The 22,579-nt window shown below is 73.2% G+C and carries 27 protein-coding genes; 18 read left to right on the top strand and 9 right to left on the bottom strand.

Annotation, left to right across the window (positions count from 1 at the left end; translation table 11 throughout):
* Position 1: 1 nt before the first annotated feature.
* The 3 genes from ACIPYW_RS04275 to ACIPYW_RS04265 form a co-directional block, all read right to left on the bottom strand.
* The gene (locus ACIPYW_RS04275; RefSeq protein WP_400411044.1) at positions 2–991 is read right to left on the bottom strand and encodes an ABC transporter substrate-binding protein; all 990 of its coding nucleotides are present in this window, start codon (positions 989–991) and stop codon (positions 2–4) included.
* Between the two features lie 68 nt (positions 992–1,059).
* The gene (locus ACIPYW_RS04270) at positions 1,060–1,953 is read right to left on the bottom strand and encodes an ABC transporter ATP-binding protein (protein WP_400411041.1); all 894 of its coding nucleotides are present in this window, start codon (positions 1,951–1,953) and stop codon (positions 1,060–1,062) included.
* A gap of 68 nt (positions 1,954–2,021) precedes the next feature.
* Complete coding sequence (locus tag ACIPYW_RS04265) at positions 2,022–2,345, bottom strand: hypothetical protein (protein WP_290133078.1); 324 nt, start codon at positions 2,343–2,345, stop codon at positions 2,022–2,024.
* Between the two features lie 188 nt (positions 2,346–2,533).
* Here ACIPYW_RS04265 and ACIPYW_RS04260 point away from each other — a divergent pair, with 188 nt between their 5' ends.
* Positions 2,534–3,211: a TetR/AcrR family transcriptional regulator gene (locus ACIPYW_RS04260; RefSeq protein WP_400411039.1), complete on the top strand. Its 678-nt coding sequence runs from the start codon at positions 2,534–2,536 to the stop codon at positions 3,209–3,211.
* Between the two features lie 100 nt (positions 3,212–3,311).
* Positions 3,312–3,506, top strand: a complete 195-nt coding sequence (locus ACIPYW_RS04255) for a DUF2795 domain-containing protein (RefSeq protein ID WP_058724973.1) — start codon at positions 3,312–3,314, stop codon at positions 3,504–3,506.
* Between the two features lie 34 nt (positions 3,507–3,540).
* On the opposite strand, the gene ACIPYW_RS04250 is transcribed toward ACIPYW_RS04255, so the two are convergent.
* From ACIPYW_RS04250 to ACIPYW_RS04240, 3 genes are all read right to left on the bottom strand, one after another.
* Positions 3,541–5,037, bottom strand: a complete 1,497-nt coding sequence (locus tag ACIPYW_RS04250) for a threonine/serine exporter ThrE family protein (protein WP_400411036.1) — start codon at positions 5,035–5,037, stop codon at positions 3,541–3,543.
* A gap of 74 nt (positions 5,038–5,111) precedes the next feature.
* Positions 5,112–5,375 carry a hypothetical protein gene (locus ACIPYW_RS04245; RefSeq protein ID WP_400411034.1) on the bottom strand — a complete coding sequence of 88 codons (264 nt, stop codon included), beginning with the start codon at positions 5,373–5,375 and terminating at the stop codon, positions 5,112–5,114.
* 94 nt (positions 5,376–5,469) lie between these two features.
* Positions 5,470–5,910 (bottom strand): OsmC family peroxiredoxin, encoded by a 441-nt coding sequence (locus tag ACIPYW_RS04240; RefSeq protein WP_058724976.1) that lies wholly within the window; start codon positions 5,908–5,910, stop codon positions 5,470–5,472.
* A 138-nt stretch (positions 5,911–6,048) separates the two neighbouring features.
* Here ACIPYW_RS04240 and ACIPYW_RS04235 point away from each other — a divergent pair, with 138 nt between their 5' ends.
* Positions 6,049–6,666 (top strand): DUF805 domain-containing protein, encoded by a 618-nt coding sequence (locus tag ACIPYW_RS04235; RefSeq protein ID WP_400411031.1) that lies wholly within the window; start codon positions 6,049–6,051, stop codon positions 6,664–6,666.
* A 102-nt stretch (positions 6,667–6,768) separates the two neighbouring features.
* On the top strand, positions 6,769–7,818 hold the full coding sequence (locus tag ACIPYW_RS04230; RefSeq protein ID WP_400411029.1) for an NAD(P)-dependent alcohol dehydrogenase: 1,050 nt from the start codon (positions 6,769–6,771) through the stop codon (positions 7,816–7,818).
* A gap of 34 nt (positions 7,819–7,852) precedes the next feature.
* Here the strand turns inward: ACIPYW_RS04230 and ACIPYW_RS04225 are convergent, their stop codons facing one another.
* Positions 7,853–9,709 carry a gamma-glutamyltransferase family protein gene (locus tag ACIPYW_RS04225; protein ID WP_400411026.1) on the bottom strand — a complete coding sequence of 619 codons (1,857 nt, stop codon included), beginning with the start codon at positions 9,707–9,709 and terminating at the stop codon, positions 7,853–7,855.
* 87 nt (positions 9,710–9,796) lie between these two features.
* Here ACIPYW_RS04225 and ACIPYW_RS04220 point away from each other — a divergent pair, with 87 nt between their 5' ends.
* The 8 genes from ACIPYW_RS04220 to ACIPYW_RS04185 all read left to right on the top strand — a co-directional run bounded on the left by ACIPYW_RS04220 (position 9,797) and on the right by ACIPYW_RS04185 (position 16,620).
* Complete coding sequence (locus ACIPYW_RS04220) at positions 9,797–10,171, top strand: ArsR/SmtB family transcription factor (protein ID WP_400411023.1); 375 nt, start codon at positions 9,797–9,799, stop codon at positions 10,169–10,171.
* Positions 10,066–10,644, top strand: coding sequence for an SRPBCC domain-containing protein (locus tag ACIPYW_RS04215; protein ID WP_400412507.1), 579 nt, complete (start codon positions 10,066–10,068; stop codon positions 10,642–10,644). The genes ACIPYW_RS04220 and ACIPYW_RS04215 overlap by 106 nt, the downstream gene beginning before the upstream one ends.
* A gap of 126 nt (positions 10,645–10,770) precedes the next feature.
* The gene (locus ACIPYW_RS04210) at positions 10,771–11,970 is read left to right on the top strand and encodes a peptidoglycan DD-metalloendopeptidase family protein (protein ID WP_400411020.1); all 1,200 of its coding nucleotides are present in this window, start codon (positions 10,771–10,773) and stop codon (positions 11,968–11,970) included.
* Positions 11,971–12,149: 179 nt separating this feature from the next.
* Positions 12,150–12,941 carry a sulfite exporter TauE/SafE family protein gene (locus ACIPYW_RS04205; RefSeq protein WP_400411017.1) on the top strand — a complete coding sequence of 264 codons (792 nt, stop codon included), beginning with the start codon at positions 12,150–12,152 and terminating at the stop codon, positions 12,939–12,941.
* Positions 12,938–13,576 (top strand): DNA alkylation repair protein, encoded by a 639-nt coding sequence (locus tag ACIPYW_RS04200; RefSeq protein ID WP_400411015.1) that lies wholly within the window; start codon positions 12,938–12,940, stop codon positions 13,574–13,576. Before ACIPYW_RS04205 ends, ACIPYW_RS04200 begins: the two co-directional genes overlap by 4 nt.
* A 94-nt stretch (positions 13,577–13,670) precedes the next feature.
* Positions 13,671–15,170: an MFS transporter gene (locus ACIPYW_RS04195; protein ID WP_400411012.1), complete on the top strand. Its 1,500-nt coding sequence runs from the start codon at positions 13,671–13,673 to the stop codon at positions 15,168–15,170.
* On the top strand, positions 15,160–15,714 hold the full coding sequence (locus ACIPYW_RS04190) for a TetR/AcrR family transcriptional regulator (protein ID WP_400411009.1): 555 nt from the start codon (positions 15,160–15,162) through the stop codon (positions 15,712–15,714). Before ACIPYW_RS04195 ends, ACIPYW_RS04190 begins: the two co-directional genes overlap by 11 nt.
* Positions 15,715–15,717: 3 nt before the next feature.
* Complete coding sequence (locus ACIPYW_RS04185; RefSeq protein ID WP_400411007.1) at positions 15,718–16,620, top strand: aminoglycoside phosphotransferase family protein; 903 nt, start codon at positions 15,718–15,720, stop codon at positions 16,618–16,620.
* Positions 16,621–16,668: 48 nt separating this feature from the next.
* On the opposite strand, the gene ACIPYW_RS04180 is transcribed toward ACIPYW_RS04185, so the two are convergent.
* Complete coding sequence (locus ACIPYW_RS04180; protein WP_400411004.1) at positions 16,669–17,271, bottom strand: TetR/AcrR family transcriptional regulator; 603 nt, start codon at positions 17,269–17,271, stop codon at positions 16,669–16,671.
* Positions 17,272–17,322: 51 nt separating this feature from the next.
* Here ACIPYW_RS04180 and ACIPYW_RS04175 point away from each other — a divergent pair, with 51 nt between their 5' ends.
* Entirely contained in the window at positions 17,323–17,883 is a 561-nt protein-coding gene (locus ACIPYW_RS04175) for a GNAT family N-acetyltransferase (RefSeq protein WP_400411001.1), read from the top strand.
* Here ACIPYW_RS04175 and ACIPYW_RS04170 read toward each other — a convergent pair.
* The gene (locus ACIPYW_RS04170; protein WP_400410998.1) at positions 17,853–18,671 is read right to left on the bottom strand and encodes a polysaccharide deacetylase family protein; all 819 of its coding nucleotides are present in this window, start codon (positions 18,669–18,671) and stop codon (positions 17,853–17,855) included. The two genes, ACIPYW_RS04175 and ACIPYW_RS04170, sit on opposite strands and share 31 nt — an antisense overlap.
* A gap of 250 nt (positions 18,672–18,921) precedes the next feature.
* On the opposite strand from ACIPYW_RS04170, the gene ACIPYW_RS04165 reads away from it, so the two are divergent.
* The 5 genes from ACIPYW_RS04165 to ACIPYW_RS04145 all read left to right on the top strand — a co-directional run bounded on the left by ACIPYW_RS04165 (position 18,922) and on the right by ACIPYW_RS04145 (position 22,577).
* The gene (locus ACIPYW_RS04165) at positions 18,922–20,112 is read left to right on the top strand and encodes a zinc-dependent alcohol dehydrogenase (protein ID WP_400410995.1); all 1,191 of its coding nucleotides are present in this window, start codon (positions 18,922–18,924) and stop codon (positions 20,110–20,112) included.
* 16 nt (positions 20,113–20,128) lie between these two features.
* Positions 20,129–21,205, top strand: coding sequence for an NAD-dependent epimerase/dehydratase family protein (locus ACIPYW_RS04160; RefSeq protein WP_400410993.1), 1,077 nt, complete (start codon positions 20,129–20,131; stop codon positions 21,203–21,205).
* 113 nt (positions 21,206–21,318) lie between these two features.
* Complete coding sequence (locus ACIPYW_RS04155; RefSeq protein ID WP_400410990.1) at positions 21,319–21,630, top strand: SHOCT domain-containing protein; 312 nt, start codon at positions 21,319–21,321, stop codon at positions 21,628–21,630.
* Complete coding sequence (locus ACIPYW_RS04150) at positions 21,627–22,148, top strand: hypothetical protein (protein WP_400410987.1); 522 nt, start codon at positions 21,627–21,629, stop codon at positions 22,146–22,148. The genes ACIPYW_RS04155 and ACIPYW_RS04150 overlap by 4 nt, the downstream gene beginning before the upstream one ends.
* A gap of 9 nt (positions 22,149–22,157) precedes the next feature.
* A complete protein-coding gene (locus tag ACIPYW_RS04145; protein WP_400410985.1) occupies positions 22,158–22,577 on the top strand; it encodes a DUF6314 family protein in 420 nt (139 codons plus the stop codon).
* Positions 22,578–22,579 lie beyond the last annotated feature (2 nt).

The raw sequence follows: 22,579 nt of genomic DNA, 5'->3' as shown, positions 1-22,579 counted from the left end.
GCTACTTCGTGAGCGCGGCGACCGCGGCGTCGACGTAGGCGTCCATCGCGCCGGGCCCGCCGAACATCCAGATGCCGTCGTCGAGACGGTGCACGTGGTCCTGCTCGACGAACGGCAGCGACTTCCACACGGCGTTCGACGCGAGGGTCTTGCCGAAGACGTCGTCCTCGCTCGCGGCCTTGTTGTCGATGTAGAGGAACTGCGTGTCGGCGGGGAGCTTCGTCAGCCCCTCCACGTCGGTCGAGCCGAGGCCGTACGCCTCGTCGCCCTCGATGCCCGTGCCGGACCAGGCGTCGGCGAGCCCGAGCTCGTCGTTGACCTGCCCGATGAGCGAGCCCTTCGTGTACGGACGGATCGTGACCTGGTTCGACAGGACGTACCCGTCCGCGAACGCCACCTTCGTGCCGGCCTTGCCCGCGTCGGCGATCTCCTGCTTGCCGTCCGCGATCTTGTCCTCGAGGGCCTTCCACACGGTGTCGGCCTTCGCGGTCGTGCCGGTGGCCTCCGCGATGAGGCCGAGCGTGTCCTTGATGGTCTCGAGCTGGGCGCCCGACTTCGCCGAGGCGATGACGATCGTCGGGGCGATCTTGCGGAGCTGCGTGATGACCGAGTCCTTGAGGTCGGTCGTCGCGACGATGAGGTCCGGGGCGATCGAGGCGATCGTGTCCGTGCTCGGCTCACCGCGGGTACCGATGTCCTTCGGGTCGCCGGTCAGCGGGACCTTCGAGTCCCACTGGCTGTAGCCCTTCACGTCCGCGACGCCGGCGGGTGCGACGCCGAGGGTCTCGAGGTCCTCGACGACGTTCCACTCGGTGCCGACGACCTTCTTCGCGGGGCCGTCGAGCGTCACCTTCGTGCCCTGGGCATCGGTGACCGTGATCTTCGCGGCGGAGGGGCTGGCGTCGGAAGCCTCCTGCGTGGAGCCGCAGGCGGTGAGGGCCAGCGCGGCTGCGGCGGCGATGGCGGTGGCGGTGAGGAGTCGTCGCTTCATGGCGGCTCGGGTTCTTCCTGTTCGGTTGGGTGGAGCTGTCGGTCGGACGCGTGCTGCGCGCCCCGTCGTCAGCGGGTGGGTGCAGGGGTGGTCCGGGAGTGGTGTCGACCGACCGCGCGGGTCCGCAGTGCACCGGTGGAGGGGTCGTGGTCGACGTCGATGCGGATGCCGTACACGTCCGAGAGCCGCTCGGCGTCGAGGACGTCCTCGGGAGTGCCGTCCGCGACGACGACGCCGGCGCGGAGGAGCACCAGCCGATCGGCGACGGCTGCCGCCTGGTCGAGGTCGTGCAGGACGACGCCGACTGCCGTCCCGTGGACGTCCGCGAGGTCGCGGACCAGGTCGAGCAGCTCCACTTGGTAGCGGAGGTCGAGGTACGTGGTCGGCTCGTCGAGCAGGAGGACGCCGGTCTGCTGTGCGAGGCAGCTCGCGAGCCAGACCCGCTGCAGCTGCCCGCCGGACAGCTCGTCCGCCGGCCGCTCGGCGAGGCTCGTCAGTCCGGTCACGTCGAGCGCGTGGGCGACGACGACCTGCCCGTCCGGGTCCTGTCCGCCGAAGCGGCCGCGGTGCGGGTGCCGGCCGAAGGTCACGAGGTCGCGCACGCGGAGTCCGCCGGGCACCGGGCGGCCCTGGGTCAGCAGTGCGACCTGGCGGGCGAACGCCTTCGGGGTCAGGGCGAGGCCGTCGACGACGTCGCCTCCGGCATCGGCGGCCCCGCGTGCCGTCGCCGTCGGCCTGGAGGCACGGCTCGCGGCGTGCTCGTCGGTCGCGCCGCGCAGGCGCACGGTCCCGGAGCGCGTGGGCTGCAGCCGTGCGATGGAGCGCAGGAGCGTGGACTTCCCCGACCCGTTCGGGCCGACCAGGGCGGTCACCGTCCCGGCGGTGAGCTCGAGCGAGGCGGCGTGGACGACGTCCTCGCCGTGGTAGCCCACGGTGACGTCGCGTGCGTGCAGATCGACCACGGAGGTAAGGGTAGCCTCACCTACTTAGGTTTACCTAACGCGTGACGGGATTCTTTCGCGTCGCCCGGTCAGCAGGGTGCCCCGCAGGTCCGCGCCAACCGTTCGAGGAGCTCACGGGCGGACAGGGCGGCGGCCAGTTCCACCTCGACCGGATTGATCCCGATCGCCCGCTCGAACGCACGGCGCCGTGCCTGGTCCGCGATCGGGACCTCGGGGCGCTGGGGGAGTTCGGCGATCGCCCGCGCGGCGGCGTCGAACGCACCGACCGGTCGACCGAGCTGCTCCCACATCGTCCGGACGTCGTGGGCGACCTGGTCGGCGTCGCCGCCGAACTCGAAGCCGGCGGACGCCATGGTCGCGAGACCGTGCGCGATCGAGTCGTTCGGGGTCATGCCGGCATCGTCACACGAGCGGCCGCGAACGGGCTGAGCGGAACGCTTGTCCCCCGGAATGCCGACACCCGGACCGGGGATTCTGGTGTCCCCCGACATCCACCAGGATGGAGCGTGCACCCGTTCCGGGTGCAGCACGCGCCCCACGAGGGCGCCCCGGACAGGACGTCCGGCGATCGGAGGGCACGATGCTCGAGAACACCAGCGCGGACACGCACGCGGCAGCCGCTGCGGCCGCCACCCTGCACCTGCGGATCACGATCGTCGGGGCGACCGTCGACCTCCTGCGTGACGTGCCCTTCCACGAGGCACGACCCGAGCAGGTCGCGGAGCGCATGGGGATCACGCTCGCCGAACTCGAACTGCACTTCCCGTCGTGGGACGGCCTCGTCCTCGCCGCCGTCGACCGCTGGAACGGTGGCCGCATGGAGGAGGTCACGGCCGAGGTCGGCGACGCCGCCACGGTGGACTTCCTCCGCGCGATCGTCGCGTCGAACGCCGAGGACCCGGCACTCATGCGGCTGCTCGTCGCCCTGCTGTCCGTGGCCGGCAACCCGTCGCACCCGATGGCCACGTACCTGCGCTCGCGCTACCAGCTGTTCTTCTCGCAGATCAAGCGCGGACTCGAGCGGGACGTCGCCGTCGGTCGGGCGCCGCACACGATGGACCCGCGTCGTGGTGCCGAGCAGCTCATCGCCCTGTACGAGGGGCTGCAGCTCCAGGCGCTCCTGCGTGCGGACATGGACCTCGTGCAGGCGTTCGACCGGGCCGTGGCGCGGCTCGAGGCCGGCTGGATGGAGCGGTACCAGCCGCGGGCCCAGGTCCAGCACGCCACGTGGAGCGACCCGGGCAGCTGGGAGATCTGACCGCGCACAGTCCGGTGGGGTTGGCCGGGATGCGCGGAACCGTGCCGGGGCAGAGTCCGGCGGGGGTACTCGGTGGAGACCCCAACCGGAAGGAGCCGTCGTGGCGAACCCCAACCCGATCGAGATCCAGAAGTACCTGAGCGGCATCGAGTACCCGGCGTCGAAGGACGACATCGTCGCCACGGCCGAGCGCGAAGGTGCCTCGGGTGATGCGCTCGAGGCGCTGAAGAACATCCCGGACGGCGACTACGACGCACCCACCGCCGTGTCGAGCGCCGTCACCGACGCCAGCTGAGCCCCGGCACGACCGGCAGCGCGGCCGGCCGCGGTCACCAGCGCGGTCGGCTGCCGTCCCCGGGGTCGTAGCCCGAGTCGCGGATGACGCGGAGTGCGGTGGTGTCGCTGTGGACCGAGTGCACGACGACCTTCCGCGCACGCCGGAGGGCTCGTCGGGCACCCGGCGTCGCGAAGAGCCCGCCGAGGACGAGACCGGCGCCGATCGCGAGCGCGACGGTCACGGCGGACACGAAGTCGAGCGCCGAGGTCGACGACCCGGACATCACGTTGAGCAGGGCGTTCGACACGGCGACACCGGGCAGCAGTGCGCCGCAGAACGCGGGGACGGCGATCGCCCCCACCGCGGTGCGCATCCGCGCCGCGGCGATCGTCGCGAGCACGCCGAGCAGCACGGACGCGAGGAACGTCGCGCCGAGCAGGGGCAGCCCGAGGTGGCGCATCGCCCACAGCGACGCTCCGGCCGCGACCGAGAAGACCACCGCGACCGGGATCACCCGGGCGCTGGCCTGCTGCACGAAGCAGTTCGCCGCGGCGGACACGACCGTGAGGGACAGCGACGCCCACAGCGGGAGCGGGTCGAGCACGATGCCGGACGGGTCGACCTCGATGCGGAGCCAGTGGGTCAACGCGATGCCGGCCGGGACGCCGACGACGATCGCTGCGATGACGAGCAGGATCGAGAACGCCCGCGCGACCGCCATCGCCCGGAACCCGGAGATCGCGTCCTGCGCCCAGGTCACGAGCGAGACGTGCGGCAGCAGGAGCACCACGAGCGCCGCCACCATGGTCGCCGCGCCGGCCGGACCGAGGATCCCCGCCGCGATCGCGAGGGTGCCGAGTGCTGACGCCACCGCCCCCTGCGCACCGGAGACGAAGAACTGCGGGAAGCCCCGACCGGTCAGCCACCGGCCGGACACGATGATCCCCATCATGAGGACGAACGCCCCGAGGCCCGCTCGCCAGCCACCGCCGGCCTGCATCGCGATCGAGGTGCCGAGGACCGCGAGCCCGACGTCGGCGAGCCAGTTCGGCCAGCGTGGCGGCATGCGGAGCACGGCGACGAGGGCACTCACGGCGGAGGTCATGTCGCGCGAACCGTGCACGAGGTCGTCCACGATCTGGTTCGCCCACGCGAGACGCCCGAGGTCCGAGCCGTCGATCGTCACGGTGCGGAACTTCACGAGCGCGGGACCGTCGGCAGGCGCGTACTGGATGGTCACCGAGCTGCCGGTGAGGTCGAGGTCGAGCGGCGCGAGGTTCCACTTCGTCGACACCGCGACCACCGCGGTCTCGACGCTCCGGGTGTCCGCGCCGGAAGCGAGCATCACCTCGGCGAGGTCGAGGCAGAAGTCCACGATCTGCACCGGCGAGTACTGCTCGCGGGGGCGCACGTCGGGCGTGACGTCCTCGTAGATCGTGCCGCGCAACCGGGCGCGGGCGTCACGGAGGTCGTGCTGCGCGACCTTCCGGACGCGGGGCCGCGGCGGGCGGCCGGGCCTCGGCGCGCCGGGGAGGAACTGCTCGGCCATCCCGCCATCGTGCCAGCCGCTCGGCGCCGAGTCCGGATGCCGGCTGAACGTGGCCGTGTCGTCCGCTGGGCGGGTCAGCGCCCCCCGCGGGTGCGAGCGCTCAGGCGTCCGGCGGCGAAGGCCGCGACGACCGCGCCCACCACCGCGGTCAGCAGGCCGACGACCTGCTGCCACGAGTGCGTCACCGGGTCGAAGACCGCCCCCGCCAGCGGGGCGTACGCGAACCAGCCGAACGACGCGCTCGGCGCAGTGGCCCAGATCACCACACCGGCGACCAGTGCCGCGAGGCCCGTCCAGAGAGCGAGCCAGGTCGGGGTGGCGAAGCGGCGACGTCTCACGCTGGTGAGCGTACCGACGACGGACGGGAGGCGCGGCGCCAGCCGGCACCGTGCCTCCCGTCCGGAACGCAGTCGCGTCAGCGACGCGTCGTGACTACTGCTCGAACGTCGCGTGCAGCTCGATGTCGACGCCGGTGAGGGCCTTCGAGACGGGGCACGTCGCCTTGGCCTCGTCGGCGGCCTTGAGGAAGGCGGCCTCGTCGATGCCGGAGACCTCGCCGCTGACGGTGAGGACGATGCCGGTGAGCTTGAAGCCGCCGGCGGAGTCCGGGCCGAGCGAGACGTCGGCCTTGACGTCGAGGGCCTCGACGGTGCCGCCGGCCTCGCCGAGGATCGCCGAGAACTGCATGGCGTAGCAGGAGGAGTGGGCCGCGGCGATGAGCTCCTCGGGGCTGGTTGTGCCACCGGCCTCGTCCGCGGCGCGCTTCGGGAAGGACACGTCGTAGGTGCCGACCTTCGAGCTCGAGAGTTCGACCTGGCCGGAACCGTCGTTGAGGCCGCCGTTCCAGGCGGTGCGTGCGGTGCGCGTGGGCATTCCCGCTCCTTTCGTGTGGGGTCGGCCCCGTGCGGAGCCGTGGACTCCGGTCCGGAGCCAAGGCCGAGTCAATCGGAGAACGACCGTTCTCGCAACCTGCTCACGGGGAAGACGCAGGTCTGCTCTACGATCGGGCGCATGGGGGACAGCACGTCGTTCCGGTCGCGCGTGACCGCGCAGGGGCCGGTCGACGTGCTCGGTCGACCCGACGTGGCCTGGGTGCGCTTCTGGACGCAGGGCTGGCGGTTCCACGGCCGCGCCAGCCGGACCGAGTTCTTCTGGGTGATCGCCCTGCAGGCAGTGGTCACCCTCGTGGTCTGGTGGCTCGTCGAGCAGCTCGGCATGACGGCACGCTGGACGGTCTACGCCGACCCGTTCGGCACCGTCCCGTCGCCGCAGGTCGGGTTCCACCTGTTCGAGATCCACCAGGGTCGGTACTCCTCTGCGTGGTGGGGGTACGGGTCGGGTCGCGACGCCTGGCCCGACAGCTGGGACGTCGCGATCATCGTCGGCCTCCTCGTGACCGCGATCCCGCGGTGGTCGTTGCTCGTGCGGCGCCTCCACGACCGCGACCACTCCGGGATGTGGATCCTGCTCCTCGTCTTCACCGGCCCGATCGGGTGGTTGGTCGTCACCGGCATGGTGGTCAGTCGTCCCCGCGTGCGTGGTGCGCGCTTCGACCGTGGGCTGTTCGCCGGGCGTCGCGAGTCCGTGCCCGACCCCGATCCTGGCCCGACACTTACGCAACAGGTGTAGTTTGGCGGTGGATCGGCCCGATCCGATCGCGACGCCGCACCCCCTGACGCCCGACGAGTCGAGTCGACGCTCACCAGTGACCCGTCAGAAGGAGCAGCAACCATGCGTGCCGTCGTGTTCGAGCAGTACCAGACCTTCCCGTCCCTCACGGACGTGCCGAAGCCCACGCCCGGGCCGGGCGAGGTGCTGCTCGAGGTCGCCGGCGCCGGGGCGTGCCACTCCGACGTCGCCGTCTACCGCGAGTTCCGCGAGGGCCAGCCGGGTGCGCAGGCACCCGCGTTCGTCCTCGGGCACGAGAACTCCGGCTGGGTCGAGTCGGTCGGCGACGGTGTGACCGGGTTCACCCCGGGGGACGCCTACCTCGTGTACGGCCCCGTCGGGTGCGGGCACTGCTCGTACTGCTCCAAGGGGCAGGACACCTACTGCGAGAACGCCGCCACGAACCCGTACGCGGGCATCGGCCTCGGCCGGGACGGCGGCATGGCCGAGTACGTCGTCGTGCCCGCACGGAACCTCGTCCCGCTCGGTGACGCCGACCCGGTCGCCGCGGCACCGCTCAGCGACGCAGCGTTGACGCCGTACCACGCGATCAAGGCCTCGCTGCCGAACCTCGCGGGCGGTGGGAAGTACGCGCTCGTCGTCGGACTCGGCGGTCTCGGGCAGATCGCCGTGCAGATCCTCACCGCGCTCACCGGTGCGACCGTCATCGCGACGGACATGAAGCAGGACGCCATGGACCGTGCGGCTGCCCGCGGCGCGATCACGGTCCCCGGCGGCCCGGACCAGGTCGCGGCCATCCGGGAGATCACCGGCGGGCGGGGCGTCGACGCGGCCTTCGACTTCGTCGGTGCGACCCCGACGGTGAAGACCGCGCAGGCGTCGATGGCGATCGGCGGCCGCTTGACGGTGGTCGGCATCGCCGGGGGCACGACCGAGTGGAACTTCTTCTCGACGCCGTACGAGTCGACGATCACGAACACCTACTGGGGCACGATCGAGGATCTCCACGAGGTCGTCGCGATGTACCGCGCGGGGCAGATCGTGCCGGACGTCGAGCGGTTTTCCCTCGACGACGCGCTCGAGGCGTACCGGAAGCTCGAGGCCGGGGAACTCTCGGGCCGCGCGGTGGTCGTTCCGACCCTCGGGCGCTGACGCGAGCGGTCGGGCCGGGACCCGGGCCGGGTGCTCAGCGGGCGATCGCGTAGCCCTGGGCGCCGCGGGAGTTCGCGGCGGCACCGACCACGCCGGTCGACGGGTCACGGGTGACGCAGCACAGCCGTCCCAGCGCCCAGTCGCCGGCTCGGGTGACGACGTGCCCGCGGGCCTCCAGCGCCGCGATGACGTCGTCCCCGAGCCGGTCCTCGACCACCAGGCCCGCTGGCTCCCACGTCCGGGGCCAGAACGACCCCGGGAACGACGTCGTGTGCAGCGCCGGCGCGTCGATCGCCTGCTGGGGCGAGTAGCCGCCGACGATCCACCGCAGCAGGAAGAGCAGCTGCCACTGGTCCTGCTGGTCGCCGCCGGGGGAGCCGAGTGCCGCGATCGGTCGGCCGTCCCGCAGCACGAGCGTCGGCGTGAGGGTGGTCCGCGGCCGTGCGCCGGGCGTCAGCGTCGACGCGGTGCCGTCCTCGAGCCAGGTCATCTGCAGGCGCGTGCCGAGGGCGAAGCCGAGGCCGGGGACGGTCGGCGACGACTGGAGCCAGCCGCCCGACGGGGTCGCACTGATCATGTTGCCCCACCGGTCGACGACGTCGATGTGGACCGTGTCGCCGCGGGTCTCGCCGGTCGGGGCGACGAACGGCTCGCCGCGGTCCTCCACCGGGACGGCACGCTCGGCGTCCCGGGTGACCCGGACGGTCGGCTCGCCGGCGGTCCCGCCCGCGTCGGCGTCGTACGCGGTGCGGAGCGGTGGCACGGCGTGGTCGACCCCGGGGACGTGGCCCGGCCGCAGCTCCGCCGACGCACGCTCGCCGATCAGTGCCCGGCGCTCATCGGTGTACGCGTCGGACAACAGGACGTCGAGCGGCACCTCGCCGTCGCCGAAGAACAGCTCCCGGTCGGCGAGGGCGAGCTTCTGCGCCTCGACCACGGCGTGCGCACCGAGTTCGGTGGACGGGTCGAGCAGGGCGTCGTCGAGGGGATCGAGCAGTCTGAGGGTCTCGAGGAGCGCCGGACCCTGACCCCACGGTCCGGTCTTGGCGACCGTGCACCCGCGGAACTCCGCCGTCGTCGCCGGCTCGTAGGTCGCCCGGAACGCGCGCAGGTCCGACGCCCGCAGCACGCCGGCGTGGTCGGTGCCCGATGCATGGCGGTGCGGCTCGCGGACGAACCGGTCGATCGTCTGCGCGACCACGCCCTCCGCCCATTCGGTGCGGGCGGCGTCGATCCGGGCGGTGCGCCCGGCGTGCGGACCGCCCGCGGCGACGAGCCGCTCGAGGACGGAGGCGAGCGCCTCGTTGCGCACCACGTCCCCGGGGACCGGCACCGTGCCTCCCGGCAGCCACTGCGCAGCCGAGGTGGGCCAGTGCGCGCGGAAGAGGTCCGCCACGGCGGTGATCGTCCGCACGACCCCGGGTGCGATCGGGTGCCCGTCCCGCGCGTACCCGATGGCGGGAGCGAGGACGTCCGCGAGGTCCCACGTCCCCCGGTCGCGCAACAGGAGCAGCCAGGCGTCCACCGCCCCCGGCACGGTCGCCGCGAGCGCTCCTGCGCCGGGGACGAGGTCGAGGCCCTCGGCGGCGAAGTGCTCGCGCGTCGCTCCGGCGGGGGCCGGGCCCTGCCCGCAGAGCACCACGGGCGTGGGGTCGTCGGCGGTGGCGAACACGGCCGTGAGGTCGCCTCCGGGACCGTTGAGGTGCGGCTCGACGACGTGCAGCACGAACGCACCGGCCACCGCGGCGTCGAAGGCGTTGCCGCCGCGCTCCAGGACCGACTGTGCGGTGGCGGCCGCGGTCCAGTGCGTTGCCGCGACCGCGCCGAACATGCCCGCGAGGTCCGGGCGGGTCGGCGTGGACGTGGGCGGGACGAACGCGGGGTTGTGCATGACCCGATCTTGCTCTTGCGCTCGTCCGAGGTCGAGTGCACGATGAACGCATCGGTTAATCAACCGCATTGTTCACCAGGAGGAGCCATGGATCGGGACCGTCTCGACGACGTCCTCGCAGCGCTCGCCGACCCGATCCGACGGCGGATCGTCGAACGGCTCGGCAAGGGCGAAGCGACCGTCACGGCGTTGTCCGGACCGTTCGACGTCAGCGCCCCGGCGATCTCCCGTCACCTCGGCATCCTCGAGCGCGCCGGACTCATCACCCGGGAACGGCACGGCACCTGGCGCACCTGCCGCCTGCGGCCGGAGCGCGTCGAGGAACTGGCCGGCTGGCTCGGCGGGCTGCGGCCCGACTGGGACCACCGGTTCGACAGCCTGGAGGCACTGCTCGCCACCCGACGCGACGTCGCCTCCGCCACACCCACCTCGACCGGACCCACACAGGAGGAGTCGTCCTGACCGAGCAGTTCACCGCACACACCACGCACCGCTTCGACCACCCCGTCGCCGACGTCTACCGCGCGTTCGTCGACCCCGCCATGCTCGCGCTCTGGTTCGGGCCGCTCGGCTTCCACGTCCCCGCGGGCACGGTCGAGGTCGACCCGCGCGTCGGCGGCGCCTGGAACCTCACGATGGTGAGCAACGACGACCCGGAGTGGCAGTCGCCCGTGACCTCGACGCTGCAGGAGATCGAGGAGAACCGGATCATCGTCGGCACGTCGACCGCGCACGGCATCCCGGGGATCGAGGACGGGACACCGCTGTCCCTCACCCTCGAGTTCACCGAGGACGGCGACGGCACGATCGTGACCCTCACCCAGGGCCCGTTCCCCGAGGGCATGCGGGACGTGAACGTCGCCGGTTGGGCCCAGTCGTTCCGGAAGCTCGAGGCGCTGCTCGAGGCTCCGAAGGAGTTCTTCCAGATACCCTGAGCGACGGTCTGCCCCCGGAACTGGGGTTGTCCTCAGGAACGTAGAACACCGACCATCGTTCGGTGACTCGTGCAGGGCGGGTCGCAGTCCGTGCAGGGGCACGGCGCACCGACCAGCAGGGGAACCATGACCAGCAACCCGTCCACCGCCACGCGTCCGCGTCCGGCGTTCCGAGCCCGCGCTTCCCGCCTGGCGGCAGGCCTCGCGGCGCTCGCCGTCGTCGCCGGTGGCATCGTCGGCACCGCGGCGCCGGCGTCCGCGTCCGTCGTCTGGACGGGCAGTGTCCCTGCCGGCACGGTCCTGAACCCGGGCGACTCCGTCACCTCGCCGAACGGACAGTTCCGACTCATCCTGCAGGGCGACGGCAACCTCGTGGAGTACGGCATCGGCAACGCCGTGCTGTGGGCGTCGGGGACCTCGAACAAGCCGGGAGCGACCGTGAAGATCGGCAAGGACCGCTCCGTCGACCTCGTGCACAACGGCAAGCGCGTCACCCGCTGGGCGCTCGCCGGCAAGAAGTCGTCGACGTCGTTCGTCGTCCGCGGCGACGGCACGATGGCCTTGCTCGCCGGGACCGAGTCGGTCGTCAACTGGAAGGGCTACCAGGACCGCGTGACCCGCGGGAACGTGATCCTCGGTGGTACCACGCTCCGTTCGGACGCGAGCGGCACCCGCACCCTCGAGATGAAGACCGACGGCAACCTCGTGCAGCGGATCTCCGGCAAGGCGGTCTGGCAGTCCAGGACCGGCGGGAACCCCGGCTCCTGGGCCGCGGTGCAGAACGACGGCAACCTGGTCGTCTACAAGCCCGGCAAGAAGGCGATCTGGCACACCGGGACGTACCGGTCCGGCGGGGGCTCCCTCCTCGTGCAGGTCGACGGCAACGTGGTGCTGTACGGCAAGAAGGACACGCGGATCTGGTCGACCAAGCCGGTCACGGGTCTGCTCTGGCCGGTGCTCAGCACGAAGATCTCCGGCCGCTACGGCGACGACCGTGGCGCGAACCACGTGCCGCGCTACCACCAGGGGACCGATGCGCCGGTGGCCGTCGGGACCCCCGTGTACGCGTCCGGGACCGGCACCGTCACGAGCGCCGTGGCGAACAACGCGAGCTACGGCAACTACGTCGTGGTGACGTACGGCAACGTGACCGTGCTCACTGCCCACCTCAGCAAGATCCAGGTGAAGAAGGGCCAGATCATCTCGCGCGGCATCGAACTCGGGAAGTCGGGCAACACCGGGCAGTCGACGGGGCCGCACGTGCACGTCGAGACCCGACGCGGCGGCACCCTCGTCGACCCGCTGTCGGTCCTGCACTTCCGCTGACGCGGCGCACGATCGGCCGCAGCTCGGCCCTGACCCTGCGTGGTTCCCCGTTCGGACGGAACGGCCCGCACGCTCCGTGCGTGCGGGCCGCCCGTCTCGGTCCCTCCGCCAGGCGTCGCACGGCAGCCTGCGGCCCGTGGTACTCCAGTTCCACGCGGCGCGCGCCGTAGGCTGGGACGATGCGCCGGACCCTCGCCCTCGTCGCGATCGGCATCGTCGCCGGACTCCTCTCCGGGCTGTTCGGCGTCGGCGGCGGTGTCGTGGTGGTCCCCGCGCTCATGGCGGTGCTCGGCATGGACCAGCGCCGCGCCTCCGCCACGTCGCTCGTGGCGATCGCCCCCGCGGCCGTCGTCGGTGCGACCACGTACGGCGTGCAGGGCGAGGTGCACTGGCTCGCAGCGCTGACCCTGGCGGTCGGCAGCGTGGTCGGTGCGCCGATCGGTGCCCGGCTCCTCCGGACGATCCCGCTCCGCGCACTGCCGTGGATCTTCGTGGGCTTCATCGCGGCGGTGCTCGTGTCGCTCTTCTCGACGGTCCCGACCCGCGGTGGCGACGTGCACTTCGGTGTCGTGGAGGCCCTGGTGTTGCTCCTGCTCGGCCTGCTGTCGGGCGCGCTGTCCGGGCTCGTCGGCGTGGGCGGCGGCGTCGTCATCGTGCCGGGGCTCGAGGTCGCCCTCGGCGCCGGCGACCTGCTGGCGAAGGGGACGTCGTTGCTGACGATGGTCCCGACGTCGGTGTCGGGCACGGTCGCGAACCTCCGTCGGCGTGCGGTGGACGTCCGGGTCGGCCTGACCGTGGGCATCACCGCGGCGGTGTGCTCCCCGGCGGGTGCGTGGCTCGCCCGACTCGTCGACCCGCAGGTCGGCACGTGGCTGTTCGCGGCGTTCCTCGTGGTGGTCGCCGTGATCGTGCTGCGGCGCGGTCGCCGGGCCCGGCCGACGGCGGAGGCGACCGACGGCGAGGTCGCGTGACGGGCCTCCAGGCCGGTGGGTCGGCGGAGGACGTCATCTCGGCCCTCGCTCGCACGAGCGGCGACGTCGCGGCGGCCCGCAGGGTCGCGCGGCGGTTCGCCGACCTCGACGAGGGCGAGCGCTCGGCGCTGCTCTGGAGCGATGACGCGGGTGCGCGGCTGGTCGCGGTGCTGCTGCTCGTGCAGGCGATGCGGGAGCGTCCGGACGATGAGCTGACCGACGAGTACCTCGCCGCGGCGAAGGCCGGGCGGTTCGACGACCCGGTGCTGGTGGACCTCGCGGCGGAGGAACTCGTCGGCGCACCCCTCGTCGCCGGCGGCTCCACGGGCCAGCTCTTCGCGCTCGCGAAGTCGGACGTGGCGATCGTGCGGCGGATCGCGGTGGTCGCGACGTTGGCGTTCGTGAAGCAGGGCGACGCGGACGTCGCGCTCGGCATCGTGGGCCGGCTCGTCCGGGAGCGCGGCGACACCGTGCAGTCCGCGGTCGGCTGGGTGCTGCGGGAGGTCGGGAAGCGCGCGTCCGAACCGGCGCTCGTGGCCTTCCTGGAGCGGCAGGGTCGCTGGCTCTCGCCCGGCGCGCGTGCGACCGCGACGGAGCACCTGCCACCCACGGAGCGGGACCGCTTGCGCGGGTGACGGCCGGGAGGCACGACTCGCCTCCGGCAGGCCGCTCCTGCGAGCAGACTGTGCAGTCGGTACTGCCGACCAGTTGGTCGGTTAGGCTTGCGGTGTGACAGCGACCTCCTCCGTGCCCACCGTCCGAGCCACGCCGCGTGAGTGGGCGGCGCTCGGCGTCCTGACCCTCGCGGTCGTGCTGCTCGCGATCGACGGGACGGTCCTCGCGCTCGCGGTGCCGTCGCTGACCGCCGACCTCGGGCCGAGCGCCACGCAACTGCTCTGGATCGGCGACGTCTACTCGTTCGCACTGGCCGGGCTGCTGGTCACGATGGGCAACGTCGCGGACCGGATCGGCCGGAAGCGGTTGCTGCTCATCGGGTCGGTCGCGTTCGGCCTCGCGTCGGCCGGGGCGGCGTTCGCGCAGTCGCCCGAGGTGCTCATCGCGGCGCGTGCGCTGCTCGGCGTCGCGGGCGCGACGCTCATGCCGTCGACGCTGTCGCTGGTCCGGACGATCTTCCGCGACGCCCGGCAGCGCACGACCGCGATCGCCGTCTGGTCGGCCGGTGCGACGGGCGGTGCGGCCGCGGGGCCGCTCGTGGGCGGTGCGCTCCTCGAGCACTTCTGGTGGGGCTCGGTGTTCCTCATCAACCTGCCCGTCATCGTGGTGATCGTGGTCGCGGGGGCCGTGCTGCTGCCGGAGTCGCGGGGGAGCGCGCGGAACCCGATCGACCTGCTCTCCGCCGCGCTCTCGGTGCTCGCGATCGTGCCGCTCGTGTACGCGGTGAAGCACCTCGCCGGGCACGGTCTCGACTGGACGGTCGGCGCCGGGGTGGTCGTCGGCGTGCTCGCCGGCTGGTGGTTCGTGCGACGGCAGCGCCGGCTCGTCACACCGCTCATCGACCTGCAGCTCTTCCGCATCCCGGCGTTCAGCGGGGCCGTGGTGGCGAACTCGCTGTCGGTCTTCGCGTTCAGCGGTCTGCTGTTCTTCTTCTCGCAGTACCTGCAGCTCGTCCGGGGCTTCACCCCGCTGCTCGCCGGGGCGGCGGAGCTCCCCGCGACGCTCGCGTCCATCGCGGTGATCGCGGTGGTCGGGCTGCTCGCGCGGCGCGTCGGCCCGGGGCGGTCGATCGGACTCGGGCTCGCCGTGGCGGCGCTCGGCATGGCTGGACTGGCGTTCGCCGAGGGACTCCCGACCTACGTCGGGATCGCCCTCGCCCTCGCGGTCGTCGGTCTCGGCGTCGGGGTGTCGATGACGCTCGCGACCGACGCCGTCGTCGCATCAGCGCCCCGCGAGCGTGCCGGTGCGGCGAGCGCGATCTCGGAGACCGGGTACGAACTCGGCGTCGCGCTGGGCATCGCGGTGCTGGGCTCGCTGCAGACCGCCTTCTACCGCGGTGCGCTCGACCCCGACGCCCCGTCGGCGGTCCGGGAGTCCCTCGCGAGCGCTGCGCAGGCCCTCGACCCCGCGTCGCCGCTCCTCGTGCACGCCCGTGAGGCCTTCACCGGTGGCATGCAGCTCGCATCGGTGTGCGCGGCGGTGATGCTCGCGGTCGCCGCGGTCATCGCGCTCCGGGTGATCCCGAACCGGCAGGATGGACCGCATGAGCACTGACCGCGATCGCGAGCGCACCCGAGCGGCCGTCCTGGAGTCGGCCGAGCGGCTGCTCACCGAACGCGGAACCCGGGTGAGCGTCGCCGAGGTCGCCGCCGCCGCGGGGGTGTCGAAGAGCGGCCTGCTCCACCACTTCCCGTCGAAGGACGCCTTGCTCCTCGCGGTCGCCGAGCACGGCCTCGCGACGTTCAAGGCGGAGGTGCTCCGGCACGTCGACCTCGCCGAGAACCGGCCGGGCAAGGTGCTCCGCGCCTACGTCCGGACGCTGTGCGGCGGCAGTCCCCGGGCGATGGCGGTCTTCTCACCCTCGACGCTCTGGACCGGGCTGACCGCGGTGCCCGGGATGGGGCCGATCACGGCGGCCGACGCCGAGGACTGGCGTGGGACCTTCGCGCGCGACGGGCTGCCCGAGGCGCGTTCGCTCGTCGTCCGGCACGCGGCCGAGGGGCTCGCAGCGGCCGCGGGGATGCCGCCCTACCTCGACGAGCGCGAACTCGCCGTCGCGCGGGACGCCCTGCTCGACCTTGCCGAACCGGACGCGTGACGCATGTCCACCGACGCCCCCCACATCGACGCCGACCTCGTCCGACGGCTCGTGGCGACGCAGTTCCCCGAGTGGGCCGGACTGCCGGTCCGCGAGGTCGCGCACCAGGGATGGGACAACCGGACCTTCCGGCTCGGTGACGACCTGAGCGTCCGGCTCCCGAGCGCCGCCGGGTACGTGCCCGCGGTGGAGAAGGAACAGCGGGTCCTGCCGTACCTCGCTGCACGTCTCGACGTCCCCGTGCCGGAGCCCGTCGCGCTCGGTTCGCCGGACGCCGACTACCCGTTCACGTGGTCGGTGCGCCGGTGGCTCCCCGGCTCGGTGCTGATGGACGTGCCGCACCTGGACCGTGCCCGACTCGCGGCCGACGTGGCGACCGTCCTCGTGCAGCTGCGAGCGGTGCCGGCCGGTCCGGGTCCGGCCCCGGGGGCGCACTCGTTCCACCGCGGCGCACACCCGTCGCACTACGCCGTCGAGGTGGTCGCCGCGCTCGACACGCTCGGCCCCGGCGTCGACCGCCGTGCGTGCGAGGCCGTCTGGGGCGCCGCGACCCGCTCGACGTGGACCGGCCCGCCCGTGTGGTTCCACGGCGACGTGGCCCCCGGCAACCTCCTCGTGGACGACGCCGGCCGCCTCAGCGCCGTGATCGACTTCGGGACGTGCGGTGTGGGCGACCCGGCGTGCGACCTCGTGCTGGCGTGGACGTTCCTCGACCCAGACGCCCGCCGGGTGTTCCACGACGCGGTCGGCCTCGACGCGGGCACGTGGGCTCGGGCCCGGGCGTGGGCGCTGTGGAAGTCCCTCATCATGCTCGCCGGGAGCGCCGGACCCGGTGGTGCGGCCGAGCACCGTGCGGTCCTCGACGCCGTGCTCGCCGACCCGGTCACGTCGCCGGACGCGGTCTGACCGGGCCCGGCAGCGCGCTGGGTCGGTGCGTCGGGGCAGTCCGCCGGGTCAGTCCGCCGGGTCGGGCTCCGGTGCGAGCGCCGCGCTCAGCACGACGTCGAGCGCGGCCGTCTGCCGCCCGGGCGTCCAGTGGTCCGGGTCGCCGGCAGCGAGTGCGGTGACGCCCTCGACCGCCGCACCGAGGGATGCCGCCCGGACTGCACTCGCGTCAATGGGCAGGCCGGTCGCGGTGCCGATCAGTCGCGCGAGCCGCTCGGTGAAGGCCCGGGCGTTCGTGGCGTGCCGCTCGGCGAGGACCGGGTCGCCGAGCGCCGCCGCGAGGAAGCCGACCCAGACGCGGGCCTCCGCAGCGCGGTCGACATCGGTGGCGAGCGCCCCGAGGGCCACCGCACGGACGGCGGCAGCGGGGTCGGCAGCGGTCGACTCGGCCTGCTCGGCGCGTGCGCGGGTGCGCTCGTGCAGGACGTCGCGGGCGTGCAGGAGCAGTGCTCGCTTGTCCGGGAACGTGTGCAGGACGAGTCCGGTGGTGCAGCCCGCCCGCTCGGCGACGGCGCGCAGGGTCAGTCCGGTGGGGCCGAGTTCGGCGAGGGTCGTGAACACGGCGTCGGACAGACGTGCGCGCTGCGCTGCGTCGTCCCGGGTCCGTGGCACACCGGAAGCGTAACAGGTGTTACCGTAACGATCGTCACGGAGAGGACCGCCATGCCACCGCTCGCCACGCCCTGGACCATCACGACGACGCCGTTCGACGACGCCGACGCCGACCGGCTCCGCCGTGCGCAGCGCCGGGAGCTCGACGCCCGCTACGGCTCGAGCGACCACGAGCCGGGCGTACCGCCCTCGGCCGCGGACGTCCCGGTGTTCCTCGTGGCGCGGAGCGAGGACGGCACCGCGCTCGCGTGCGGCGGGCTCCGGCCGCTCACCGACGACGTGCTCGGACCCGGCGTGGTCGAGGTGAAGCGGATGTACACCGCTCCCGAGGCGCGGGGCACCGGGGTCGCCACCGCCGTCCTCCGAGCGCTCGAGGAGGAGGCCCGTCGGCTCGGTGCCACCCGGCTCGTGCTCGAGACCGGGACCGCGCAGCCCGACGCGATCCGGTTCTACCAGCGCGAGGGGTACGCTCCGATCCCGCTGTTCGGCGCCTACGTCGGGTCCGGCAACTCGGTCTGCTTCGGCCGGTCGCTCGGCGCCGGCGCGGCCGGAGCCGACGGCGCGGTTCGCGTGGCCGGTGCTCAGCGCGCGAACACGTCGTCGAGCGTGTAGGTCCCGAGGCGACGCTGCCGGAGCAGGCATCCCAGGCGCGGGAGTGCACCGATCGTCCCGGGGTGGTTCGCGTGCCCGATGACGATCCGACCGGCCGTGAACCACTGGTCGGCGAACCCGACGATCTGCCCCGCGCCGATGTCCCCGGAGTCCGCGAGCGTGCCGTACCAGAGCAGCGGCGTGGTGTAGCCCACCCGCGCGGCGGCCGCGTCGACCCGGGCGTCGTGGTACCCGTACGGCGGCCGGAAGTACGGGCGCGCGTCCACGCCGAACGTCCGCTCGATGAACTCGTGGTTGCGCGTGAGCTCGTCCTCGATCGCCTGGTTCGACATCCCGGTCAGGGCCGGGTGGTCCCACGTGTGGTTCCCGATCTGGACCTGCCCCGACGCCACCAGCGGCCGGAGGGCCGCGGCGTGCTCCGTCCACGACGGCCGCACGCCGTTGACGAAGAACGTCAGACGCGTGCCGGTCTCCCGTGCGAAGCGGACGTAGGCGCCGACGACCTCGGAGGACACGCCGTCGTCGACCGTCCACGCGATCCCGGGTGTCCCCTCGGGCAGGCCGGTCACCGTCCCGGTCGGGAGCGGCTTCCGCGTGATCGAGGGCGGTGTCCACGTGGGGCTCGGCATGGGCGTGGCCACGGCGGTCGGGGTGTCGAGGGCGATCGGCGAGCGCGACGGCTCCGACACGCGACGGGGTGCGGTCGGCGAGCACGCCGACAGCGCCGAGGTGGCGAGCAGGGCACCGGCTCCGGCGAGCAGGGTGCGGCGGGTGGTGCGGTGGTCCATCCCCACCACCATCCGTCGTGGTCGGGTCCCGCACATCGCCTCGCGGAACGATCCTCCGGTGGCCGGTCGGCCACCCTCGCGCCCGTCGTGCGTCGGCTCGCGGGCCGGCCTGGAGGCACGCGGCGCGTCCGGTGCGCGCCGCGCGTCGTGGACGCGGCTGGGAACGCGCCACGGGACGGGCGGGTAGCGACGGGGCGGAGACGAGCCGTGCCTCCCGGCCGGCCCGAAGCGACCACGAGAGGAACGCGACGTGCGCGCACTGACCTGGCAGGGCACCGAGAAGGTGTCCGTCGAGACCGTCCCCGACCCGACCATCCAGGAGCCGACCGATGCGATCGTGCGGATCACGTCGACCGCGATCTGCGGCTCCGACCTGCACCTGTACCGGGTGCTCGGCCCGTACATCGACAAGGGCGACGTCCTCGGGCACGAGCCGATGGGCATCGTCGAGGAGGTCGGGTCCGGTGTCACGAACCTCAAGGTCGGCGACCGCGTCGTCATCCCGTTCAACATCTCGTGCGGCCACTGCTGGATGTGCCGGCACGGCTTCCAGTCGCAGTGCGAGACGACCCAGGTGGCGGAGTACGGCTCCGGCGCGGCCCTGTTCGGGTACACGAAGATGTACGGGCAGGTCCCCGGCGGCCAGGCCGAGTACCTCCGGGTGCCGCACGCCGACTACGGGTCCATCGTGGTGCCGGAGTCCGGCCCGGACGACCAGTGGCTGTTCCTCAGCGACATCCTGCCGACGGCGTGGCAGGCGGTGCAGTACGCCGACGTGCCCGAGGGCGGCACGCTCGCGGTGCTCGGTCTCGGCCCCGTCGGACAGTTCGCGGCCCGCATCGGGAAGCACCTCGGCTACCGGGTGCTCGCCGTCGACCCCGAGCAGGTCCGCCGCGACCTCGGGGCGAAGCACGGCGCCGAGGTGTTCGACCTGTCCGACGACCTCGTGCCGCAGCTGGTCGACCTGACCGACGGCCGCGGACCCGACGGCGTCGTCGACGCGGTCGGCATGGAGGCGCACGGTAACCCCGTCGCCGGGTTCGCGCAGCGTGCCGCCGGGCTGCTGCCGGACAAGCTCGCACAGAAGGCGATCGAGACCGCGGGGGTCGACCGGCTCGCCGCCGTGCTCACCGCCATCGACCTCGTCCGCCGCGGTGGCACGGTGTCGCTCAGCGGGGTCTACGGCGGGATGGCCGACCCGATGCCGATGATGACGTTGTTCGACAAGCAGATCACGATCCGCGAGGGACAGTGCAACGTCAAGCGGTGGATCGACGACATCATGCCGCTCGTGCAGGACTCGTCGGACCCGCTCGGCACGCTCGACCTCACGTCGCACCGGGTGTCGCTCGAGGACGCACCGCACATGTACTCGGTCTTCCAGAAGAAGGAGGACGACTGCGTGAAGGTCGTGCTCGACCCCGCGATGGCGGCGGCGTGACCGGCGGGATCGTCTGATGCGGATCGTCGTCGTCGGGGCGACCGGGAACGTCGGGACCGCGCTCCTTCGTCGGCTCGCCGCCGCACGCCTCGCCGGGGAGGGGTCCGGCGCGGGCTCCGGCGACGGTGTCGGTGACGATGACCTGCAGGTCGTCGGTGTCGCGCGCCGGCTGCCGGACGCCCGGGTCGCCCCGTACGACGTGGCCGTGTGGCACGCGCTCGACGTCGGCGACCCCGGCGTCGTGCCGCAGCTCGCCGCCGTGCTGCAGGGCGCGGACGCCGTCGTGCACCTCGCGTGGGCACTCCAGCCGACGCACGACATCCCGGCCCAGCGGCGCACCGACGTCGACGGGCAGGCGCACGTCCTTGAGGCGGCGGTGCGGGCCGGCGTCGGACACGTCGTCATCGCCTCGTCCGTCGGGGCCTACCGCGGCGTGGACCCGGCGGGGAAGCGCACGCCCGTTGACGAGACCTGGCCCGCCACGGGCATCCCGACCGCGACCTACTCGAAGCACAAGGCTGAGAACGAAGCCGCCCTCGACGCCTTCGCCGCCGCGCACCCGACGATCACCGTGTCGCGACTCCGCCCCGGGCTGGTGTTCCAGCGGCACGTCGCGGCCGAGCTCCGAGGGCTGTTCCTCGGACACCTCGTCCCGATGCGCATCGTCCGCTGGGTGCGGTGGGCGGTGCTGCCCCTGCCGTACCCGTTCGTGTTCCAGGCCGTGCACGCCGACGACCTCGCCGATGCGTACTGGCGGGTCGTGGACCGGCGAGCGGCTGGAGCGTTCAACATCGCCGCGGCGCCCGTGCTCAACCCGCCGCGGATCGCCCGGGCGCTCGGCATGCGCGGGGCCGTCCGGATCCCGCTCCGGCTGCTCCGCGGGATCGTCACGCTGACGTGGCGGCTCCGGTTGCAGCCGACGGACGCCGGGTGGATCGACATCGCCGCGGGCGTGCCGGTCATGCGGACCGACCGGGCGCGGGCTGAACTCGGTTGGGAGCCGCGGTACACGGCGGAGGAGGCCCTGCGGGAGCTCGTGAGCGGGTTCGCGGACGGGGCGAACGTGTCGGCGTCGGGACCGCTGCGGGGGTGACGTCCCCGCGCTGACGGCCGACTCGTCGGTGGGCGGTCGCTGCCTCGTTCGCGGGGCAGCACGACGGCGGCGCGGTCCACTACGGTCGGAGCAGTCCGACGAAGGGGGACGACGTGTTCGGAGACGAGATCGAGGTCGGTTTCGGTGCCTTCGGGGTGCTGTTCGGGATCGTCTCGGCGTTCATCGGCCTCGGGTTCGTGGCCATCGTCGTGACGATCGTCGTCCGCAGCAGCCGGATGGCGAAGCGCGGGCAGAACCCGTTCACGATGCAGGAGGACCTGGCCTACCAGGCCATGCGGAGCCAGACCCTCGCGCCCGCGAAGTCGCTCGAGCAGCGGCTCGCCGAGCTCGACGACCTCCATGCCCGCGGCGTCATCTCCGACGAGGAGCACCGGGCGGCCCGCGTGGAGGCCCTCGGCGGGTGAGCATCCCCGACTTCGACGTCGAGCCCGCCGCCGGACCGCGGTTCTGGGCGGTGCTCCTCGGCGTCGTCGGAGCGGTCGCCGGCGTGCTCGCCGTCGTCGGCTGGCCGCTGCCCGTCGGCGTGGGACGGTACGGCTTCGACGAAGCGGCCTGGGCCCGCACCGGCCACGACGTGCAGGCCTGGCTGGCCCACGACGGCTGGCGGGTCTCCGGGGCGTCGTGGGCCTACGGCGCCGCTGCGTTGGCGACGTTGGCCGGCGTCTCGGTGCTCCTGCACCCGTCGTGGCCGGATCGGCGGCGCTTCGTCCTGGTCGTCGTGCCGGCCGGCGTGCTGTTGGTCGTCGGGCCGGCCGTCCAGTGGGCGCTCGGCCTGCCCTGGTCGAACTACGGTGTCGGATCGACGTCCGGCATCGCCGGGGGCTTGCTCGTCGCAGCCGCTCTGGCCACGGTGGGCGCCGCCGTCTGGCTCGCGCTCCGGCGCCGCCCGCGTGGACAGGACGGAGCGGACACGCGGCCCTAGGGTGGACGGGTGCTGCAGCCGACGGACCTCCTCGGGGAGTGGGAACTCCGGCGGCGCGTGGTCGACCGGCTCGCCGGCGTCGAGGGCACCGTCACGGGGAGCACGACGCTGTCCCTGACCGGCCCGGACGAGGTGCGCTGGGACGAGTCCGGCACGATGACCCTCGGCGGCCGCGCGGTGCCGGTCTCGCGCACGCTGTCCGTCCGGCGGAGCGATGATGACGCGTGGACGGTGCACTTCGCCGACGGTCGCGTCTTCCACCCCTGGGTGTGGGGCACGTCCGTCGCCCACGCCTGCGCGCCCGACGACTACACGGGCGTGCTCGACGGCGACGCCGAGCGGTGGACCGTCCGCTGGGACGCCCGCGGCCCGGCGAAGGACTACACCCTCACCAGCGAACTCCGACGTCGGACCCGCGCGGCAGACTGAGC

It is taken from the genome of Curtobacterium sp. NPDC089689 (assembly GCF_044749145.1).
In the GTDB taxonomy this organism is placed as follows: domain Bacteria; phylum Actinomycetota; class Actinomycetes; order Actinomycetales; family Microbacteriaceae; genus Curtobacterium.
This window is presented reverse-complemented; position numbering and strand designations above follow the sequence as displayed.

Bases quoted from the DNA above. Each gene is read 5' to 3' on its own strand.
- ACIPYW_RS04235 (WP_400411031.1), top strand. From the start codon at position 6,049: ATGGGGGACAGCACGTCGTTCCGGTCGCGCGTGACCGCGCAGGGGCCG.
- ACIPYW_RS04190 (WP_400411009.1), top strand. From the start codon at position 15,160: ATGAGCACTGACCGCGATCGCGAGCGCACCCGAGCGGCCGTCCTGGAG.
- ACIPYW_RS04160 (WP_400410993.1), top strand. From the start codon at position 20,129: ATGCGGATCGTCGTCGTCGGGGCGACCGGGAACGTCGGGACCGCGCTC.
- ACIPYW_RS04240 (WP_058724976.1), bottom strand. From the start codon at position 5,910: ATGCCCACGCGCACCGCACGCACCGCCTGGAACGGCGGCCTCAACGAC.
- ACIPYW_RS04275 (WP_400411044.1), bottom strand. From the start codon at position 991: ATGAAGCGACGACTCCTCACCGCCACCGCCATCGCCGCCGCAGCCGCG.
- ACIPYW_RS04170 (WP_400410998.1), bottom strand. From the start codon at position 18,671: ATGGACCACCGCACCACCCGCCGCACCCTGCTCGCCGGAGCCGGTGCC.
- ACIPYW_RS04265 (WP_290133078.1), bottom strand. From the start codon at position 2,345: ATGACCCCGAACGACTCGATCGCGCACGGTCTCGCGACCATGGCGTCC.
- ACIPYW_RS04230 (WP_400411029.1), top strand. From the start codon at position 6,769: ATGCGTGCCGTCGTGTTCGAGCAGTACCAGACCTTCCCGTCCCTCACG.
- ACIPYW_RS04220 (WP_400411023.1), top strand. From the start codon at position 9,797: ATGGATCGGGACCGTCTCGACGACGTCCTCGCAGCGCTCGCCGACCCG.
- ACIPYW_RS04260 (WP_400411039.1), top strand. From the start codon at position 2,534: ATGCTCGAGAACACCAGCGCGGACACGCACGCGGCAGCCGCTGCGGCC.
- ACIPYW_RS04210 (WP_400411020.1), top strand. From the start codon at position 10,771: ATGACCAGCAACCCGTCCACCGCCACGCGTCCGCGTCCGGCGTTCCGA.
- ACIPYW_RS04225 (WP_400411026.1), bottom strand. From the start codon at position 9,709: ATGCACAACCCCGCGTTCGTCCCGCCCACGTCCACGCCGACCCGCCCG.
- ACIPYW_RS04185 (WP_400411007.1), top strand. From the start codon at position 15,718: ATGTCCACCGACGCCCCCCACATCGACGCCGACCTCGTCCGACGGCTC.
- ACIPYW_RS04205 (WP_400411017.1), top strand. From the start codon at position 12,150: ATGCGCCGGACCCTCGCCCTCGTCGCGATCGGCATCGTCGCCGGACTC.
- ACIPYW_RS04175 (WP_400411001.1), top strand. From the start codon at position 17,323: ATGCCACCGCTCGCCACGCCCTGGACCATCACGACGACGCCGTTCGAC.
- ACIPYW_RS04250 (WP_400411036.1), bottom strand. From the start codon at position 5,037: ATGGCCGAGCAGTTCCTCCCCGGCGCGCCGAGGCCCGGCCGCCCGCCG.